Source organism: Algoriphagus aquimarinus (assembly GCF_900112005.1).
Lineage (GTDB): Bacteria > Bacteroidota > Bacteroidia > Cytophagales > Cyclobacteriaceae > Algoriphagus > Algoriphagus aquimarinus.
This window is the reverse complement of record NZ_FOKK01000005.1, coordinates 292,819-310,338: the sequence shown is the minus strand read 5'-3', so window position 1 is coordinate 310,338 and position 17,520 is coordinate 292,819. Positions and strand designations below refer to the sequence as shown.

General features: G+C 39.7%; 17 protein-coding genes. 9 read left to right on the top strand and 8 right to left on the bottom strand.

What is annotated here, in order from left to right; all coding sequences use genetic code 11:
- The first annotated feature begins 32 nt into the window (after positions 1 to 32).
- The gene (locus tag BM291_RS08965) at positions 33 to 563 is read left to right on the top strand and encodes an FKBP-type peptidyl-prolyl cis-trans isomerase (protein WP_092896438.1); all 531 of its coding nucleotides are present in this window, start codon (positions 33 to 35) and stop codon (positions 561 to 563) included.
- Between the two features lie 83 nt (positions 564 to 646).
- On the top strand, positions 647 to 1,051 hold the full coding sequence (locus BM291_RS08960) for a c-type cytochrome (RefSeq protein ID WP_245786814.1): 405 nt from the start codon (positions 647 to 649) through the stop codon (positions 1,049 to 1,051).
- 3 nt (positions 1,052 to 1,054) lie between these two features.
- On the opposite strand, the gene BM291_RS08955 is transcribed toward BM291_RS08960, so the two are convergent.
- Genes BM291_RS08955 through BM291_RS08945 form a run of 3 tightly spaced genes read right to left on the bottom strand, consistent with a single transcriptional unit; the run spans position 1,055 to position 3,514 of the window.
- Complete coding sequence (locus BM291_RS08955; protein ID WP_092896436.1) at positions 1,055 to 2,194, bottom strand: App1 family protein; 1,140 nt, start codon at positions 2,192 to 2,194, stop codon at positions 1,055 to 1,057.
- Between the two features lie 19 nt (positions 2,195 to 2,213).
- On the bottom strand, positions 2,214 to 3,167 hold the full coding sequence (locus BM291_RS08950; protein ID WP_092896434.1) for an ABC transporter ATP-binding protein: 954 nt from the start codon (positions 3,165 to 3,167) through the stop codon (positions 2,214 to 2,216).
- Positions 3,164 to 3,514, bottom strand: coding sequence for an MmcQ/YjbR family DNA-binding protein (locus tag BM291_RS08945; protein ID WP_092896432.1), 351 nt, complete (start codon positions 3,512 to 3,514; stop codon positions 3,164 to 3,166). Before BM291_RS08945 ends, BM291_RS08950 begins: the two co-directional genes overlap by 4 nt.
- Before the next feature lie 238 nt (positions 3,515 to 3,752).
- Here BM291_RS08945 and BM291_RS22460 point away from each other — a divergent pair, with 238 nt between their 5' ends.
- From BM291_RS22460 to BM291_RS08925, 4 genes are all read left to right on the top strand, one after another.
- Positions 3,753 to 4,607 carry a peptidylprolyl isomerase gene (locus BM291_RS22460; protein ID WP_092896430.1) on the top strand — a complete coding sequence of 285 codons (855 nt, stop codon included), beginning with the start codon at positions 3,753 to 3,755 and terminating at the stop codon, positions 4,605 to 4,607.
- A gap of 155 nt (positions 4,608 to 4,762) precedes the next feature.
- Positions 4,763 to 4,969 (top strand): dodecin family protein, encoded by a 207-nt coding sequence (locus tag BM291_RS08935; protein WP_092896428.1) that lies wholly within the window; start codon positions 4,763 to 4,765, stop codon positions 4,967 to 4,969.
- Between the two features lie 159 nt (positions 4,970 to 5,128).
- Positions 5,129 to 5,521: a hypothetical protein gene (locus tag BM291_RS08930; protein WP_092896426.1), complete on the top strand. Its 393-nt coding sequence runs from the start codon at positions 5,129 to 5,131 to the stop codon at positions 5,519 to 5,521.
- Positions 5,522 to 5,539: 18 nt separating this feature from the next.
- The gene (locus BM291_RS08925) at positions 5,540 to 6,430 is read left to right on the top strand and encodes a sterol desaturase family protein (protein ID WP_092896424.1); all 891 of its coding nucleotides are present in this window, start codon (positions 5,540 to 5,542) and stop codon (positions 6,428 to 6,430) included.
- A 50-nt stretch (positions 6,431 to 6,480) separates the two neighbouring features.
- Here the strand turns inward: BM291_RS08925 and BM291_RS08920 are convergent, their stop codons facing one another.
- Positions 6,481 to 7,242 carry a hypothetical protein gene (locus BM291_RS08920; RefSeq protein ID WP_092896422.1) on the bottom strand — a complete coding sequence of 254 codons (762 nt, stop codon included), beginning with the start codon at positions 7,240 to 7,242 and terminating at the stop codon, positions 6,481 to 6,483.
- Between the two features lie 177 nt (positions 7,243 to 7,419).
- Here BM291_RS08920 and BM291_RS08915 point away from each other — a divergent pair, with 177 nt between their 5' ends.
- A complete protein-coding gene (locus tag BM291_RS08915) occupies positions 7,420 to 8,034 on the top strand; it encodes a MarC family protein (protein ID WP_092896420.1) in 615 nt (204 codons plus the stop codon).
- Between the two features lie 25 nt (positions 8,035 to 8,059).
- Here the strand turns inward: BM291_RS08915 and BM291_RS08910 are convergent, their stop codons facing one another.
- On the bottom strand, positions 8,060 to 8,836 hold the full coding sequence (locus BM291_RS08910) for a class I SAM-dependent methyltransferase (protein ID WP_092896418.1): 777 nt from the start codon (positions 8,834 to 8,836) through the stop codon (positions 8,060 to 8,062).
- A 61-nt stretch (positions 8,837 to 8,897) separates the two neighbouring features.
- Here BM291_RS08910 and BM291_RS08905 point away from each other — a divergent pair, with 61 nt between their 5' ends.
- Together BM291_RS08905 and rlmB are read left to right on the top strand one after the other, a co-directional pair.
- The gene (locus tag BM291_RS08905; protein ID WP_092896416.1) at positions 8,898 to 10,133 is read left to right on the top strand and encodes a GWxTD domain-containing protein; all 1,236 of its coding nucleotides are present in this window, start codon (positions 8,898 to 8,900) and stop codon (positions 10,131 to 10,133) included.
- On the top strand, positions 10,106 to 10,879 hold the full coding sequence (rlmB, locus tag BM291_RS08900) for a 23S rRNA (guanosine(2251)-2'-O)-methyltransferase RlmB (protein ID WP_092896414.1): 774 nt from the start codon (positions 10,106 to 10,108) through the stop codon (positions 10,877 to 10,879). Before BM291_RS08905 ends, rlmB begins: the two co-directional genes overlap by 28 nt.
- Positions 10,880 to 10,893: 14 nt before the next feature.
- Here rlmB and BM291_RS08895 read toward each other — a convergent pair whose 3' ends face one another.
- The 3 genes from BM291_RS08895 to BM291_RS08885 form a co-directional block, all read right to left on the bottom strand.
- Positions 10,894 to 11,748, bottom strand: a complete 855-nt coding sequence (locus BM291_RS08895; RefSeq protein WP_092896412.1) for an ROK family protein — start codon at positions 11,746 to 11,748, stop codon at positions 10,894 to 10,896.
- A 390-nt stretch (positions 11,749 to 12,138) separates the two neighbouring features.
- The gene (locus tag BM291_RS08890) at positions 12,139 to 13,722 is read right to left on the bottom strand and encodes a SusD/RagB family nutrient-binding outer membrane lipoprotein (protein ID WP_245786813.1); all 1,584 of its coding nucleotides are present in this window, start codon (positions 13,720 to 13,722) and stop codon (positions 12,139 to 12,141) included.
- A 28-nt stretch (positions 13,723 to 13,750) separates the two neighbouring features.
- Positions 13,751 to 17,068, bottom strand: a complete 3,318-nt coding sequence (locus tag BM291_RS08885; RefSeq protein ID WP_092896408.1) for a SusC/RagA family TonB-linked outer membrane protein — start codon at positions 17,066 to 17,068, stop codon at positions 13,751 to 13,753.
- Positions 17,069 to 17,520: the final 452 nt, after the last annotated feature.

Here is a 17,520-nt window from a genome sequence, read left to right as displayed (position 1 = left end):
CCGTAAAAAGTAGGAATTATTAAAAGAACAATATGAAGATAGCAGAAAACACAGTCGTAGGACTGACATACGAACTCAAAGTAAGCAAAGAGGCAGATGAGATAGAATCAGCTCCTTTCAGTGTAGAAGTACGAGATACGGAAGACCCTTTTTATTTCCTTTTTGGAGCGAGTGACCTGCCTCAGAAATTCGAAGAATTACTTTTAGGCAAAGAGCAAGGTGAGGACTTTTCCTTTGTGGTTCCGGTACTAGAAGCATACGGAGAAATCGATGAGGAATTGATCGTCAACTTGCCAAAGTCGCAGTTTTCGGGAGAGAATGGCTTCAATCCTGAAATGCTACAAGAAGGCAACTTCCTTCCTTTGATGGATGAAGATGGCTATCCGATGCAGGCAAAAATCCTGAAAGACTTAGGAGAAGAAATTCTATTGGATTTCAATCATCCATTGGTTGGCTTCGACTTACATTTCGAAGGTAATATTGAAGAAGTTCGCGAGGCGACGGAAGATGAGTTGGCTCATGGACATGTTCATGGTGCCCACGGAGCTCATGACGAAGAATAGTCATTCGTAATCAGTAATTCATAAAGAGGTAAGAGGTCTGACTTCTTACCTCTTTGTTTTTTCACCCCATAAGACAGCCCAAATTGAGAAGGAACCTGATCTTCTTTTTAGTCCTACTTGCTGCTTGCTCGCAGAAATCTGCTGAGGAGAATATTGATTCTTCTGCGGAAAAAGAGCAAGCCTACATACGCGCAATTGAAGGTGAAGACGAGGAATTAGATCCTGAAATCATCAAAAGAGGCGAGGTTCTGATTGCCTACTCGGACTGTGCAACCTGTCATAAGTCCGATAAAAGAGCAAAAGGGCCAGCATTTCAGGACATCTCAAAACGATACCCTATCAAAGAGGTTTATATTGATCTACTTGCCAGAAAAGTGATTTCGGGAGGCACTGGTTCCTGGGGAAGCCCAGTCATGTCTCCACATCCTGATTTGAAGGAAGAAGATGCCAGGGCAATGGCGAGTTATATACTTTCGCTAAAGGAATAAGATTTAGACATCTTCATTATCAGCTTCATTTTTAACTTTTTCCTGAACGATTTCATCCATATCCTCTTCCACAATCCAACCTTTGGCAAGAGCATATTGAGATGCTTCTACCGTGTTTTTCACAAGTAACATCTCTACCCCCAGCTCTTTCATTTCTTTACTAATCTGCTTCACCGAAGCATGCTTAGAAGCATGTACATCACGGATAAAAATCATCATAATCCGTCCCGGAAACTCACGAACTACTTGTAAATAGATCGTCGGATCTTCTTGCCCACTATCGCCGATCAGCATAAAAGGCAGCTGAGAATATGTGGATAAAATATGGCGGATTTGTTCCAATTTATGCTCGGAGTGACTTCCTGAGATAAGCTCAGTCCTAGACAATCCTATATCCCGAAGCATCAATGGTCCTTTGGGAATATGATGAATTTGGAGTAGTTCATGGAGAAAATCATACAAATTCCAAGGGCTGCTGGAAACGTAAAAAAATGGGTTACTCTCTATGCCATCAATTCCCTTTTGTAAGGCCTTATAAAAAGCAGAAACTCCAGGAAATGGCACTCGAGTATGTGCATTTTTGGCGAAAGTGGTCTTTAGCATCTCTGCCATTCGCATCGCTCCGGTAGGAATAATCGTATCGTCCACATCCGAGATAATGCCGTAGTCTATATTTCCCACAGGAAGAAACACATCTCCACAAGATCTGATCTCTCCTTGATTTCTGATCACCTGATCCATCAAGGTCAACTCAATCTGCTGCCAGCGAGATGAAAACTTCAAAGATTCTTTCGGGTGAATTTTAAATTCAAAATAACCTTCCTCGTCTGTCTTTGTAAAGTATTCCTCCCCTTGAAACTCAGCTTTCAATTCTACTCTAGGTATGACTACGCTCATAAATCTCCTGCGCATTTTACTGATATTCTGCCAGACGCTATCCTCAGGATTTGATGCGCCTATTCTATTATCTCGAATTACTCTCCCTACTAATAGGATTTCCTTCTCATTGCCAAAACCCTCAAAAGGAATGATCAGGAGTGATTTCACCAAACCAAATTTGATCCACAACCACAATACTGCCTGACTAATTGCCAGCTTGATTTCGTAGAGAATGGTAAGTGGAATATTCCTTTTTTTGGACATTGGAAAAAGTATTAGATGCTCAAAGACTCATTACTTTAGTGTCCTTCCAACTCAGATAAACGCGGTCTCCTTGCTCATATTTTCTTTGAGGATCATCTACTTCCCATGTGATGCTACTTTCTTTGAGTTGCACCTGCAGAGAATTGTAGTGCACCAAAAAGCGTGAATCTGTCACATGAGCCAATACCCCACCTTTGGTTCTCAGCTTTACATCCGCCGGCCTGACATAGCAATTTTTGGTATCAGGAAGTTTGTTGATTGGGCTAAATAACTGCGCCACATACTTGGTTTTCGGTTTCTCGCAGAGTTGACGGGAAGTGCCTTTTTGCGCTACTTTGCCTTTTTGTAAAATGATCAGGTTGTCTGTCAACCGAAGTGCATCATCGAGATCATGTGTCACAAAAATCACGGTAGTCCCCATTTCCCGAAAGGTAGTCTTCATCTCCGAGATCAACTGCTGAGTCTGTATGCTATCCAATGAGCTAAAGGGCTCATCCAGCAGCACTATTTCTGGTTCTACACTTAACGCTTTTCCTATTGCAACTTTTTGCTTTTGCCCTCCGGAAAGCTGATGAGGAAAACGATCTCGATAATCTGTAAGCCCCAACAATCTCAACAAGTCCTCCACCCTACTTTTGGCATATTCGCGTTCATAGTGCAACAATGGCCTCGAAAGATTCTCCTCCACCGTAGAATTAGGATATAGATGGAAATTCTGGTGAATCAGCTTTATCTCATCGTAGCCAGACACTATCTTCTGATTGGGATTCAAAATCGGATTTCCCTCCAACATCACAGTTCCAGAATCCTGAACCTCTAATCCAGCCATAATCCTAAGTAGTGTACTTTTGCCAGAACCACTTTCTCCGACGATCGCAAGGAATTCGCCTTGCTTCATCTCCAGAGAAAAGGGCTGAAGAGCAAGTTGGGCATCGTAAGATTTGGAAACATTGGTAATGGAAAAATAACTCATGGGCGGATTTCAGCTTGCAGTTTTTTGGTCAAGCTGCCAAAGATAAGCGCGTAAGAATGATCCGCCAATTCCAAAATCAATCGATCCGGCACATTTCCCATCGTACTTACCGAATTCCACTGCTGTTTGTTCATGTGAAAACCAGGAGTAATCCCATCGTACTGCTCACGTAACTCCACCGCGCGTTCAGGATCGCACTTTAGATTGATGTATTGAAATGCCGAAATGGAGCAGATAGAAAAAATCTTATTTCCTACGCGAAAGCAAAGTGCATCCTGATCAAAAGGTGTGTCTTCGGTCACTCCAGGTTTGGCAAGGCAGTAATCGCGGTAATATTCTAGGGTCATGTCAAATCTTGATTGAAAAAGGAAATTAAGGAAAAGAGCTTGGAGAAAAAACAATCGGAGAGTAGAACTACACCTTATCGAACCACCACTAGCCAAGTAGAAATGGCAGTCTGGAGATTGCAATAGCTATAGGTCCAAGTCTGGAGACTCAAATCAGTTAAGTATTGACTTTTGCGGTAATAATAAAACTTTTCACACAGCTGACAATTCAGTATTTTTCACAAAATATCACCTCCAAATGAAAAACACTTTATACACACTTGCCCTACTTTTCTTCCTGAGTGGCTGTCATTCTTTGAGCAAATCTAAGGTCAGCAAGAAGGATTTGAAGAAAGACATAGAATTTGTAACGACTGAAGGAACAATTGTTTTAAGGCTTTACGATGACACTCCCATAAGTCAAAATAACTTTCTCCGTTTAGTAAAGGAAGGTATGTATGACAGCATTCTATTTCATCGGGTGATCGAAAAATTCATGATTCAAGCTGGTGAGAGATTTGACGAAGATGCTTTCCAGAAAAAGAAGAATTCATTGAATCCATCTGAAACAGTTCCAGCTGAGATCAACTCCATTCATTACCATAAAAGAGGGGCATTGGGGGCTGCGAGAGAAGGCGATGATGTGAATCCTGATCGAAAAGGCAGCTTTATTCAATTTTACATTGTTCAAGGCCGAACCTACACGGATAGCACGCTGGAAATAGCAGAAAAACGCCTCAACACTATGCTTGCGTATAACCAGGCCATTAACAATCCCGTCAACAAATTGGCTTTTTCTCAATATCAGGAATTACTAGAAAAACGAGACTCAAAGGACAAAGAAGCCATTGCTTTGAAAAAAAGTGAATTTGATGCCTTAGCTGAAATAGAGTTAAAAAGCATGACTCCATATCGCTATCCTGAATCCCATCGGGAAGCTTATAAAACTACAGGTGGAGCAGCTCATCTGGATCAAAATTATACAGTATTTGGTGAAGTGATTTCCGGAATGGAAATCGTAGACAAAATAGCCGCAGCAAAAACAAATAATCGCGACAGACCAGCGAATGACATCTTGATTCTATCTACAAGTTTGGTCAAAAGACAGAAGTAAATCCATTGATTCGCTCCTATCAAACACAATTAATTTCAATAAACACACAAAGAACTCAATCTGAAATTTCCAGAAAAAAATCACTATCTTATTGGTAACATGGCTATTGCGAAATTTTAGCCTTAATCTTAATTATAACAAAAACCAAAACTACCATGGGAATAGTAAAAGTATTAGAAGTGATTTCCTCATCAGAAAACAGTATTGAAGAAGCTATTCAGAATGCAGTAACCGAGGTATCGAAAACTGTGCACAACATTGATTCAGTGTATGTGAAAGATATCAAAGCACATGTAAAAGACGGTAAAGTCAGTTCTTACGGATGTGTCTGCAAGATCTCTTTCCGTGTGGATAAACTATAAAGTGATGATTAAATTAAGAGAGTGCGGCGACAGTTGCACTCTTACTTTTTTGGAGAAAAGATAATGCGCATGCCTACTTTTCTGAATTAAGTCTAGTGATCTTCGCGCTTGCTCTCATATATTTCTAATTTCAGAGCTTATTCACCAAATACTCATTAAATGAACACCAAACTAATCATGACTTTGAGTGCAATATTCTTGTTATCAGCAGGAATTTCCCTCACCTTTTTCCCTGATTTGATTTTGGACTATCTCAATCTTAATCCAAATCAAATCGTCGTATTTTTACTTCAACTACTTGGAGCACTCTATTTCGGTTTTGGGATGCTCAATTGGATGAATAAGGGAAGGCCTATTGGTGGTATTTATAATCGACCTGTTGCCATTGCCAATCTAAGTCATTTCATGATTGCCGGATTGGCCTTGCTAAAAGGACTTACTTCTAATCCAGAACTCCAATTTACAATTTGGGTAATAGGAATCATTTATATTCTTTTTGGGTTTGCATTTGGAGTCATATTCTTCAGACATCCACTCAACGCTAAATCCTAAATCCTGCTTCATATCTAAATGGAAAAATACATCAAAGCGATTCTAGATGGCTACTACGGCTATTGGAATTACTTTACTGGAGAAATCCTTAACCCAAGCTGGCATAATTACTTCTACTGGTTGGTGGGTGCATCTTTGGTGATTTATGGATTGGAGATCCTTTTTCCATGGAGAAAAAATCAGCCCATAATCCGTGAGCATTTCTGGCTGGATATCTTCTATCTCTTCTGGAATTACTTTCTTTTTGCGCTAGTCGCCTACAATGCGTTGTCCATGGTAGCAGTGGAAGCCTTCAATGATCTTCTAGGCTTATTTGGCATCACTAATACAGTCGCTATCAAGGTGGACCGTCTCCCTGGCTGGTTGCAATTATTTATTATTTTCATTTTACGCGACTTTATGCAGTGGGCGATTCACCGCATGTACCATCATGTAGGCTGGATGTGGGAATTTCACAAAGTCCATCACAGCACCAGGGAAATGGGTTTTGCAGCTTTGCTCCGCTATCACTGGATGGAAAATATACTCTATCGTACGCTAGAGTATATCCCATTGGCTATGATTGGATTTGGGATCACAGACTTCTTCATTGTGCACATGTTTACGTTAATCTTGGGTCAACTGGGACATGCTAACCTCAATATCCCCCTTGGTCCATTTAGATATATTTTAAACGGCCCTCAAATGCACCTGTGGCACCATGCGAAAGAATTACCTGAAAGTCATCCAAATGGATTCAATTATGGGATTTCTTTGAGTCTTTGGGATTTCCTTTTCCGAACAAACTACTGGCCTTCTGATGACGAGAACCTTCCAGTAGGATTGCCTGATGGCGAGAATTTTCCTGAGGATTTTATAGGCCAAACTACAGAGCCATTCAAGCGAATCTTTAGAAGAAAAAAGACATAAAAAAAGCCAGTGAGGTTTATCCCACTGGCTTCACTTTTTACAAACAGTAATTATTTAATTTCAATGATTTTAGTATGAACTGTCTCATTGATGAAATAAACTTTTTTACCGCCGAAAGATTTTTCTTCCGCATTGTAGCTTGCCGCCTGAACTAGTCCAGCTGAGGTTGCCTTCAAAACACTCAACTCCGAAGAGGAAAAAGTCACAGAGGTAGTTTTCGATTCTTTCGTCACTGTTGTTTTGCCATCAGAAATTACCCAAAGTATATTATCCGTATTGGATGTCACTGCCTCTATTGATAGCGTTACATCCGAACCTTTGCTGTAGCTCGCTGCAACTGACGAGGAGAATTTCACTTGCGAAGGCATCTTCTTAGTCGTCGTGTGAGTAAAAGCATCGAAACCGCTACCACCTGCAACTTGCCAGGTATTAGTCTGACCTGCTACAAGTGAATAAGAAAAATCTGTAGGATTATTAATGTAAGCGTTTCCTCCAGGGATTGTAAGGGCTTTTGCGTTGAGCTTTACATCTCCTACATTGACTAGATTGGTTCCTATAGCTGCAGTAAAGAATGAGCCGGAAGCCACATCTATCGCAAGGCCTCCCACTCCAGGAATGCTGGGCACAGAGCTAGGAAGATCAGAATAAGACATCACAGCCGCCAAAACAGCATTTGCATCACCAGGTGCATTTGGAATCGGATTGGTCTGTGTAGTTTGAGTGGGATCAATATCGTCATCGGAGCTGCATGCCGAAAAAATGACCGCTATTCCCAAAAATAGAGCACAAAGAGTAGTGTTATAAGTTTTCATGGTTTTGAAGATTTAAAATACAGTTCAAATGTATATCCATCCCCTACCTCTCACCATACGACAAACAGCGTATATTCTTCAAGTCTGTGAAAAGTGATAAAGCCGTAGTTCGTTTCCTTCAGGCAGAAGTTTTTGATACCTTCGCAAATCTTATCAAATCAAGAACTAAGTTTATTCATGGATAACGTCCTTGCTTTCACACTATCCGTTTTTACAGGCTTTTTCGCGATCATGAACCCGATCGCCAATGTGCCTATTTTTGCATCGTTAACAGATGACCTAGACAAGGCAACCAAAAGAAGCATAAGTAAAAGAGCTACGCTTACAGCATTTGTGATCGTTGTTGTATTTGTAGTACTCGGAAAATTCATTTTTGAAATCTTCGGAATCACCATTCCTGCCTTCAAAATCACAGGTGGTATTCTGATTTTCTACGTGGGTTTCGAGATGCTTCAGTCCAAAAAATCAAGTGTCAAGCATATCAAAGACCCTGTTACCGAGGAGAATATTGCGATTTCACCTTTAGCAATTCCGATCCTTGCAGGTCCGGGCACCATCGTGACTGCGATGAACTTTGCCTCTAAAGGCAATTACATTAATATTCTAATTGTTATCGCTGTGTTTGCCGTGATGTGCCTGCTCACTCACATAGCATTTGAATTAGGGGATAAAATCGTAAAACGATTAGGGAAAAACTTAATCGTAGTGATCGGAAAGATCATGGGTTTGATCATCGCCATCATCGGTACCAACATGATCATTTCAGGAATTAAGGCTGCTTTTTTTGAGTAAAAGTATCCAATCTCCTACTTGACCTTTACTTTTTTCGCAGAACATAAAACAAATCCAGCCCTTTAGCAGGATCATCCACAATTGGGTAATCTTCATGGGTGATATCTACCACGCTTTTTCCCTGCTGCTGATGAAGTTTGTTTCTATTCCTGCGGTTGAGAATCTCATAGGGCATTCTCAGAATGGATGCTGGCAGTTTGTGTTGCAAATCAAAAATATCAAAGCGCATGATTTTCTGCACAGACTTTCGGTTCGCCTCATGGTATGCCCAGATTTTTTCATTCCCCCCTACTCCTTTGGCCTCCACCGAGTCAAAAATGGATGCACACAAATCAATCAATTGCTGAGGAGTATATTCACGCTCATGCCAAGGATTACGCGAAAGTGTATGGTTGATATTAGGCGTAGAGATCACAGCTTTACCTCCCGGTTTCAACACACGGTAGATTTCCTCCAAAAATAATCGGTCATTAGGAATGTGCTCTATGACCTGAAAGCTCACAATGGTATCAAAAGAATTGTCCGCTATTCCTTTAAATGGAGGAATTACAGCTTGCTGAAACTCAACTTTTGGGAATTTAACTTTCAACTCGTCGATTACTTCCTGGATTTTATCCAAACCAAGATAGCTTTCTGCCAAAGGCAAAAGTGTTTCCACACCACGGCCTTCGCCACAGCCAACTTCAAGCAATTTGCCAGAAATCCAAGGCTGAGCAGCAATGTATGCTTTCAGTAAGCGTTGATGAATAGGATTGTCACTGACCAACTTGTCAGAGGCGATTTCCGTTGTATAGGTAGCCATACAAAAATTTACTATTTTGGCAAAAGTAAGGTTAATTTTGAAAACCCGAGATCAACACCCGATGAACTGTAAAACAAGCCGACTCCTGATTTTTTTGATCCTCTTTGCAGGAAGTACTATACCAACCCTAGCTCAGAAAACCTTAAGCAGTCTAAATCAGACACTTCGGTACTCTAGATACTCTAGGCTTTCGCTAAAGATCATTCCGATCAAAGAATCTGAGACCAGTTTTAAGCTGCAATTCCAAGTAGAAAAAATTGAAGAAAATCCAGAATTCAATTCTTTTAGCTTCACTTATTCCATTTTGGATAGCTATAATGAAGAAATTCTTTCGGATAACACTCACATTTTGACGTCAGATGACTTGAAGTATGATACAGATAGGCATTGGGTATTTGAGAAATCCATTGACGTGCCTGCTGCCAAAAGTACTTCTATCGCTTTATTGACAGCTTTGGATACCAGACAAGGAGATGAATATCACTACTCTACTGACATCAAAAGTAGCTTCGTCTTCGATCAAGCGAACTTTGGCGCTTATTATGCCAATAATGTTGGCTTCGACCAGAACTACCTGAACGTCGGAGAATCCTTATTATTTAAGTCCAATGGAGGCCCAAATCTTCATGGATTTTACTATCCGACCAGCCTAGAGGTCCCTTATCCTCCTATGGAAATCAAGCCAGCCCCAGTCCCAAAAGAACTACAAGTAATAGATCAAGGTGATTTTCTATCCAATATCCCTAAGTCTTTTGATGAGATTGGCTACTATTTCATTCAAAGTGACACGGCTGCCATGGCTGGTTTTGTACTGAAAACAACTCATGAAGCTTTCCCAAAAGTGAAAGATTGGGATGAGATGGTGGACATGGTTACCTATATTTCTACTAGAAAAGAACATGAAACACTTCTGGCTGCTGAAGACAAAAAGCAGGCTCTAGATGCTTATTGGATAGGATTAACAAGAAATGAAGACACAGCAAAAGAGTTGATACGTGAGTATTTCCGTCAGGTAGAATTCGCTAATATTCTTTTCACTGACTTCAAAGAAGGCTGGAAAACTGACAAAGGCATGGTCTATATCGTCATGGGCCCTCCTGAGGAAGTTAACTTTTATTTGGACAGAGAAGTGTGGAGTTATGGAGGAACTAACGAGAGTTCAAGAATTCGCTTTACCTTTGCCAGGGTTAAAAACATACTTAGCCCAAACTATTACACATTGAATCGCTCACGTGCCTATCAGCCGGTTTGGTTCAAAAACATATCCATATGGAGAAGCGGAAAGATGGCTTTTTGATTGAAAAAGGCGAACACGAGAAAGATTTTATTTTTGGTACAAGAGCAGTAATGGAGTCAATCCATGCTGGCAAAGACATTGACAAGGTGTTGGTTCAGAAAGAAATCAACAATGACTTGATCAAAGAGCTATTGCAGCTTTGTAAAGCGGAAAAAATCCCTGTTGTACGTGTTCCTGATGCGAAACTCAACAGAATCACACGTAAAAATCATCAGGGCGTTGTAGCTCAGATGTCTTCCATAGAGTACGCTTCTTTGGATCACGTGATCGAAAGCTGCTTTAATGTCGGCAAATCTCCTTTGATCTTGATTCTCGATAGAATCACGGATGTTAGAAACTTTGGCGCTATCGCCAGAACAGCAGAATGTGCAGGTGTGGACGCGATCGTAATTCCTGAAAAAGGAAGTGCTCAGATCAACTCTGACGCAATTAAAACTTCTGTAGGAGCGTTGAATTTCCTTCCAGTAGTGCGAGTTAGAAATCTTTTTTACACCTGCAGAGATCTTCAGAAATCCGGTTTGGTATTAGTAGCCATTACTGAGAAGACAGAAAAGACTATGTATGATGTTGATTTTTCTGTGCCGGTAGCAATGGTAATGGGTTCTGAAGAAGATGGTATTTCTACCGAACTGATGGGAATCGTAGACGAAAAAGTCAAAATCCCAATGGCTGGTAGAATTGAAAGTTTAAATGTTTCCGTTTCAGCAGGGGTAGCGATTTACGAAGCTATCAGACAACGGAAATAAGGATAATGGGCTGGTCAACTGTCCAAAAAAGGCATACAGGCCCCTATCAAAGCTGATTCCTCACCAAGTTCAGAGACGTTAATAGAAACAGGACACCCCATAGTTTCCAAATAAGACTTAGTAGCCGGTAGATAATAATCTCCGGCTAAACTTATTTTCCCTCCCAAAATAACGCCCTCAGTATGTAGGCGGATCAAGTACGGGAAAAGAAATTCACCCAATGCCCTTCCAAATACAGTAAATAATTCGCTTGAAACCTTAGGATCAAACCCCTCGGCCAAAAGATCTTTTACTCCTGAGATCTGAAGATTGTATTTCTGCTGAGCATAATTTTTAAACCAGCCTGTACCAATATAATCCTCGGCAATTCCATCTCTAAAAGGAGCAGTCCAGAGCTTGGCATCTTTCACCACATCATGTACTTTGATCGCAGAACCGAGCCCAGTTCCCAACGTGATTCCTATCGAATTTTGAAATTCTTTCCCGGCACCTGCATAGCTTTCGCCAGACAAAAAAGCTTCAGCATCATTCGTTAAGGCTATTTGAGATGCGGGAATAGCTAAACTTTCAGCAAGTAAATCCTTTACTGAAAGTTGGTAGAGCGCCGCCATTTTCCCTTGATCCTTAATCAAAGAAACTCCATTCTCGTAATCGTAAGGTCCTGGCATAGCAATACCAATTTTAACATCGATCAGATCACCCTTAGCTCTTTGGATCACCTCAGACCAGTCAGAGATAATACGCTCTACACTTCCATAGGTATCGACATCAGCTTCATGGAAATTGGCGATTTCTGCATGGTGATTGTCCAAAACCACCTGGGCTGCGGAAATATGCGAGCCTCCAATATCTACTCCAATCAGTTTCATAATTTAATTCGCTCTACTTGTGAGAATACTCTTGCGGCATCCTTATACCCTTGGTTTAACTTCATTTCAGAATTTAACTCGTCTTTCAAACTACCTGCACTGATGCTAACTTAAAGTGAAAACAGGAAATCACAGGCTGAATGAGCTAGTGATGTTAATTCTGTCTTAAACTTACAAATCAATTTTCAGAGTCTTTAAAAGAATTCAACTGGCGTCAGAGGTATTACACTATAATCGGTCTTAAAAACATAAAACGAGGGCTACTTTTCTCTAAAAAAACACTAGTCATATCTAGAAGCGCACATCAGCAATTGCTCCTCGAGATTAAAACCAAAAAAGCCTCTCAAATACTTGAGAGGCCTTTATTAGTCATTGTAACCCAATCTATAATTAATTCACATCCCAGAAAAGAGTATTTGTTAACTTATCCTGTGGCTGAACTTTTACATAATTCTCCATATTATAAGTCTGCTCTGATCCTGGATACATCCACCTAGACGGAGGAAGATTTTGCTGATTTGAGTTGTCTGTCCAGAATTCCAAATCTACTTTTCCAAGTCTTCTCAATTCATGCCAGTTTTCGTTTGACTGAATTACATTGAAGTGAAGCCATTTCTGATCGGCGATTAACGAAAGTTTTTCGTCCATACTAGAAGCAGCACTCCAAGAAATTTCATCCATTGCCAAATAGTTGCTGATTGACTGTTCAGTTGGAACAACAGGCGCGCCTGATTCAGCATTATTACTGATACTTCTCAAGTACTGATAAAAACCAATTGATTTCTTTACAGCTTCCTCAAAGTGCATTTTTGCCGTAGCATCCTGTCCTTCTTTTAAGTAAAACTCTGCTGCCATCAAGTGAACCTCAGGGGCAGTAATAAGAATACCTGGAAAATATTGGTTTCTGCTGATAGTTGAGAAATTGTAAACACTCAACGTCTGAGTCAATACCAATTCATTTTGATCAGTAGGATTCATCAACGGATCAAGACCTAAATAGGCTCCGTTTGCATTGATGCCTTTTTGAAACACATAAGTCAATCTAGGATCTTCATTAACAACCATGTGATCCAAAATTGCTTTCCCAGCAATATTACCATTCCAGTCTTCTAAACCGCTACGGAAATCATTTGTACCGATTACAGAACCTAAAAAGTAAATATCCCACATGATATTACTAGCATTATCTGCTACAATAGGGAATTGCGAAGGGTTAGACAAAATAGAGGCAATTTCTGATTTAGCTCTAGCACTGAATTCACTCGTTCCACTTACTCTAGTAAGCATTTTCAATCTTAAGGAATTGATATATTTCTTCCACATATCAATACTTCCATTATTGATCAAATCCTGAGTTTTAAATTCGACTACTGTAGCAGCATTGATTTGCAATGAACCTATTTCAGTAGCAAAGCCAGCCAAATCATCCAACATCTTAGTGTAGATATCACTTGCTTTATCATAGCCCGCGTAGGATTTAGAATAATCACCACCATTTGTACTAAGCATACCTGCTTCAGTCCACGGAATATCACCATGTAAATCCACTACTTGCTGTGTATGATCGTAGAAATAGGTGGCAGCAGCAATCATAAACACACGATTATCTTGCTTTTTGACATCAGTCAACCCATCATATACTTTCTGTAGCTCTCTGTATTGAGCCATGAAATTATAGTAATTATTCCATCTGTCATTTACTGCAGCAGAACCCGGAACATACTGGTTTTCAATGTTCACCCATCCTACAGATTGAGTAAATCTGTTAGACGTGATTCTTTTGATCACAAAGTAATCCCAATAAGACGGTAATACAGATTGGCGGTTAGACATGATCATACCAGTAAACTGCTTTCCTACCGTAGTAGTAGCGAGTTTGGATGGATCAGAATAATCATCTGCAAAGTCATCTATTGTACAGCTAGCTAAGCCGCTGATCAATAGGGTGTATATAAATATTTTCTTAAAATTCATGTTCATATGTTTTTAACTTAACCAACAATTAGAATCTAGCTCTTAACATCACACCATATGTTCTGGTAGCAGGGTTTGTACCCGCACTAGTCAGTGTCTGAGTCCATCTAGATCCACCAGTCAATACTTCTGGATCTAGGTCCTTGATATTTCTATAAAGGAAAAACAAGTTTCTACCGTATACAGAGATATTCACATTAGATGCTCCAATTTTAGAGGAGATGTGATTAGGTATAGCATAAGCCAAGGACAATTCTCTCATTTTGATGTAATCATTATCTTGGATATACAATTCATATCTCGATTGGCTATACTGAGGTCCACCCCAATTGTAAGTATTCCAGTAGTAGTAAGCTTGAGAGATTACGTTGTTATTGTTAGACCCATCAGCTACTACACCATCCATCACCATACCATCGTGATATACTGTCTCACCATTAGGTCCCTGAGCTGTAGAATGAGATACACCTACACCTTGTCCGTCAGCATTTTTATAGTAAGCCAATCCTCCACTTGCTTCATCCATGTAGTTCAAACTTTCCTCTGTTAGACCACGACTGATCATCCAATTGATACCTGTTGGCATTACACTACCACCGATCTGGAAATCCATCACTGCAGACAAACTGAAGTTCTTGAATGAAACATTATTGATAATACCACCTGTGGCATCAGGCATAGCATTTCCTACTTGAATCCAGCTCTGGTCATCAATTTTGTAAAGACCATTTGGCTGCACAATTTTATCACCATTTGCATCAAGTGCAATAGGGCGAGCATAGAAATCACCCATTGGTCTCCCTACTACAGATCTAAGTTGAGCAGCGTTTCCGTCATAATCGGCATGCAATAGTTCAGTAGCACCGTTAGCTAACTGCTCTACTTTGTTTACATTTCTAGCTAAGTTAATAATAGCATTCCACTTGAAATTTGGTGTTGCAACGATGTCACCCGTTAACTGAATTTCAACTCCTGCGTTTCTTAGTGTACCAATGTTAGTTAATACAGATGTAGCTCCTGAAGAAGAAGGTAGGGTCAATGGCAGGATCTGATCACGGATCTGCGCATTATAATAAGAGATGTCTATACCAAATCTGTTGTTAAAGAACCTTGTATCTAAACCAAATTCAAACTCATGTTTTTGCTCTGGTTTGATGACGTCATTCCCAAAAGATGATGACAAAGTAGTGTAAAGCACATTTGCTCCACCAGTCTGCTGCACACCCAAAGTATTCTGAGAATAGGCAATGTTCGCTCTATAGATATCAGGATAATTACCCACAATACCCCAGGAGCCTCTTAACTTCGAGAAAGTAATAAATTCAGGCAAATCAAATGCGTCTGAAATAGCAAGAGCTGTATTGACAGAAGGATATATAAACGCATTATTATCAGGATTCATAGTAGAAACTCTATCTCTACGAATTGTACCTTCTACAAACCAAGTATTTTTGAAATCAAAGTTTGCAGTACCAATAAATGCATCAATAGTTCTGTATGAACGACCGGAGTTATTGTTAGGAAGGTTTGTCGAAGCAACGACATCAAAAAGATTTTCCGTACTCAAACCACCACTTGTACTTCTACCTATGCTACTGAAACTTTCAGTTCTAGCTGTATAACCAATCATGGCACCAACAGTAATCTCGTCAGTGATTGCTTTTTTGTAATTAAGCATCAAATCTCCGTAAAGGATATTGAACAATTCAGATTGCATACCAAAAGATCCAGATGGGCCAAATGCAAGTGGTCTTTCCGTCGAATTTTCGTTTTCAGAATATCTACTTGTAAAGTCAGTAGATACACGTGCTCTCAAATTCAACTCTTCAGTAATTTGGAATGTGTTAGTCAAACTACCAATCACACGATTACTAAGCTCTGTAGATCGATTTTCGTTAACTCTCCAAACATAATCTGCAATATCACCTCTAAAACCATTGCCTGTAATATTCTCATCAGGAGTCAAACTCTGTCCATTTCCTGTCACATAACGATAACCTCTACTGGTCTGATATTTATCTAAATACCATGCTCCATTGTCAAAACGGGTCATCATACCACCAAAGTTATTGATCATACGATCGATTGAATATGGACGGTTTTTAGTGTTTTGATTAATGTAATTAATCATCAAGTCAGTCTTCAATCTTTTGCTTACCTGATAACCAGAATTAAGGTTAATTATATTTTTACTGTTCTTAGAATTCAAACTCAACGCTTCATTGTCCTGACGAGTCAAAGAAAGACGGAAGTCTGATTTATCAGTTGCATTAGAGATAGAAACGTTCACTTGAGAACTAACAGGATTGTTAAACAAGGCTGCATAATTATCTTCTTGTGCTACGTAAGGTCTAGCAACACCATCCCATGCTAACATTGGCTTACCGTCGAACACAGGTCCATAGTTAGTAGTAGTATTAGGCACTGTTCGTACTCCATCAGCCGTATAGTTAAATCCATCTTCAGCTTGGCCCAAATTCTGCACTTGTGACGGCATACCTGGACCTCTTACATTTTGATATCTAGGTAAATATGCAATCTCATCTACTGAGTAACTGGTGTTAAAATCTACCTGCATACCTTTTTTGCCTGCCTTACCTTTCTTAGTGGTAATCAGAACAACACCATTCACAGCTTCAGAGCCATACAGTGCAGCAGCAGAAGCTCCTTTCAAAATTGAAATATTTTCAACATCAGCAGGGTTGATATCCAATAGTCCATTACCCCTCAATCGTTGATCACCCCAATAGTTATTATTGGTTACTTCCTCATTTCGGATAGGAACACCATCTAATACAATCAATGGCTGGCTTTTACCCGTGATAGAGTTTATACCACGAATTTGGATGTTAACAGCGGATGTTGCTCCGCCTGCACCAGCGTTAATTTTCACACCCGCAGCTTTACCGTACAAAGCAGAAGCTACATTCGATGTGCCTGTTTTTACCAGTTCGTCTGCCTTAATTATACTGTTGGCATAACCTAATGACTTTTGTGCTTTTTCCATACCAAAGGCCGTGACCACCACCTCATCAAGTTGGCTGGAATCTTCAGCTAAACTAAGATTGATTTCAGATCGATTACCTACTAAGTATTCTTGCGCCGCATATCCAATAAATGAAAACACCAATACGGAAGTGGATCCTACCGAAATAGAATATTTACCATCTAAATCCGTAGTGGTACCTGTCTGGTTTGTCTTGTCTAAAACCGTGACGCCGGGCATTGGAAGTCCATCCTCCTTAGAGGTCACAACTCCCTTCAAAACTCGCTTTTGTGTCTGTGCCGTGGCTGTATAGCCCAACATTAAGACCAGAGCGAAAGCAATTGATAAAATTTTTCTCATAGCTGGTAATTTGAGGTTAATGAAAATTTGAAATTCGTTCCAAGCACATTCGTCTCATTCTCTCGAGGAATTGTTGGTAAATACTGCTCCATACTAACTTGAATAATGGTTTATGTTAATTTTTTAATGAAATCACATCGAGCATTTTTAAATGAAAAAAATCACTCTAAGTGCTTACTGCTCATAAAGCTAGAAAAAACAATAGTGTATCAAAATAAACGACTAGTTTTTTTTCATAAATATCGATGATCTTATTATATATTTTTTGTTAAGTCTTTATCAAGAAAGCTAAATTTTACTCTCTCATTCAATCTTTAGCCACATTTTGCATTTTTGAACTTAAACAAAAGTTTTTTTTGCTCGATTAATAAAATCTAGACAAAGAATCTTAAGAAGTCCCGCTTCCTTTTAATTGTTTGAAGAAAAAATCGATAAGGAGCTTAGAAGATTAT

Bases quoted from the DNA above. Each gene is read 5' to 3' on its own strand.
- BM291_RS08965 (WP_092896438.1), top strand. From the start codon at position 33: ATGAAGATAGCAGAAAACACAGTCGTAGGACTGACATACGAACTCAAA.
- BM291_RS08955 (WP_092896436.1), bottom strand. From the start codon at position 2,194: ATGTCCAAAAAAAGGAATATTCCACTTACCATTCTCTACGAAATCAAG.
- BM291_RS08950 (WP_092896434.1), bottom strand. From the start codon at position 3,167: ATGAGTTATTTTTCCATTACCAATGTTTCCAAATCTTACGATGCCCAA.
- BM291_RS08945 (WP_092896432.1), bottom strand. From the start codon at position 3,514: ATGACCCTAGAATATTACCGCGATTACTGCCTTGCCAAACCTGGAGTG.
- BM291_RS22460 (WP_092896430.1), top strand. From the start codon at position 3,753: ATGAAAAACACTTTATACACACTTGCCCTACTTTTCTTCCTGAGTGGC.
- BM291_RS08935 (WP_092896428.1), top strand. From the start codon at position 4,763: ATGGGAATAGTAAAAGTATTAGAAGTGATTTCCTCATCAGAAAACAGT.
- BM291_RS08930 (WP_092896426.1), top strand. From the start codon at position 5,129: ATGAACACCAAACTAATCATGACTTTGAGTGCAATATTCTTGTTATCA.
- BM291_RS08925 (WP_092896424.1), top strand. From the start codon at position 5,540: ATGGAAAAATACATCAAAGCGATTCTAGATGGCTACTACGGCTATTGG.
- BM291_RS08920 (WP_092896422.1), bottom strand. From the start codon at position 7,242: ATGAAAACTTATAACACTACTCTTTGTGCTCTATTTTTGGGAATAGCG.
- BM291_RS08915 (WP_092896420.1), top strand. From the start codon at position 7,420: ATGGATAACGTCCTTGCTTTCACACTATCCGTTTTTACAGGCTTTTTC.
- BM291_RS08910 (WP_092896418.1), bottom strand. From the start codon at position 8,836: ATGGCTACCTATACAACGGAAATCGCCTCTGACAAGTTGGTCAGTGAC.
- BM291_RS08905 (WP_092896416.1), top strand. From the start codon at position 8,898: ATGAACTGTAAAACAAGCCGACTCCTGATTTTTTTGATCCTCTTTGCA.
- rlmB (WP_092896414.1), top strand. From the start codon at position 10,106: ATGGAGAAGCGGAAAGATGGCTTTTTGATTGAAAAAGGCGAACACGAG.
- BM291_RS08895 (WP_092896412.1), bottom strand. From the start codon at position 11,748: ATGAAACTGATTGGAGTAGATATTGGAGGCTCGCATATTTCCGCAGCC.
- BM291_RS08890 (WP_245786813.1), bottom strand. From the start codon at position 13,722: ATGAATTTTAAGAAAATATTTATATACACCCTATTGATCAGCGGCTTA.
- BM291_RS08885 (WP_092896408.1), bottom strand. From the start codon at position 17,068: ATGAGAAAAATTTTATCAATTGCTTTCGCTCTGGTCTTAATGTTGGGC.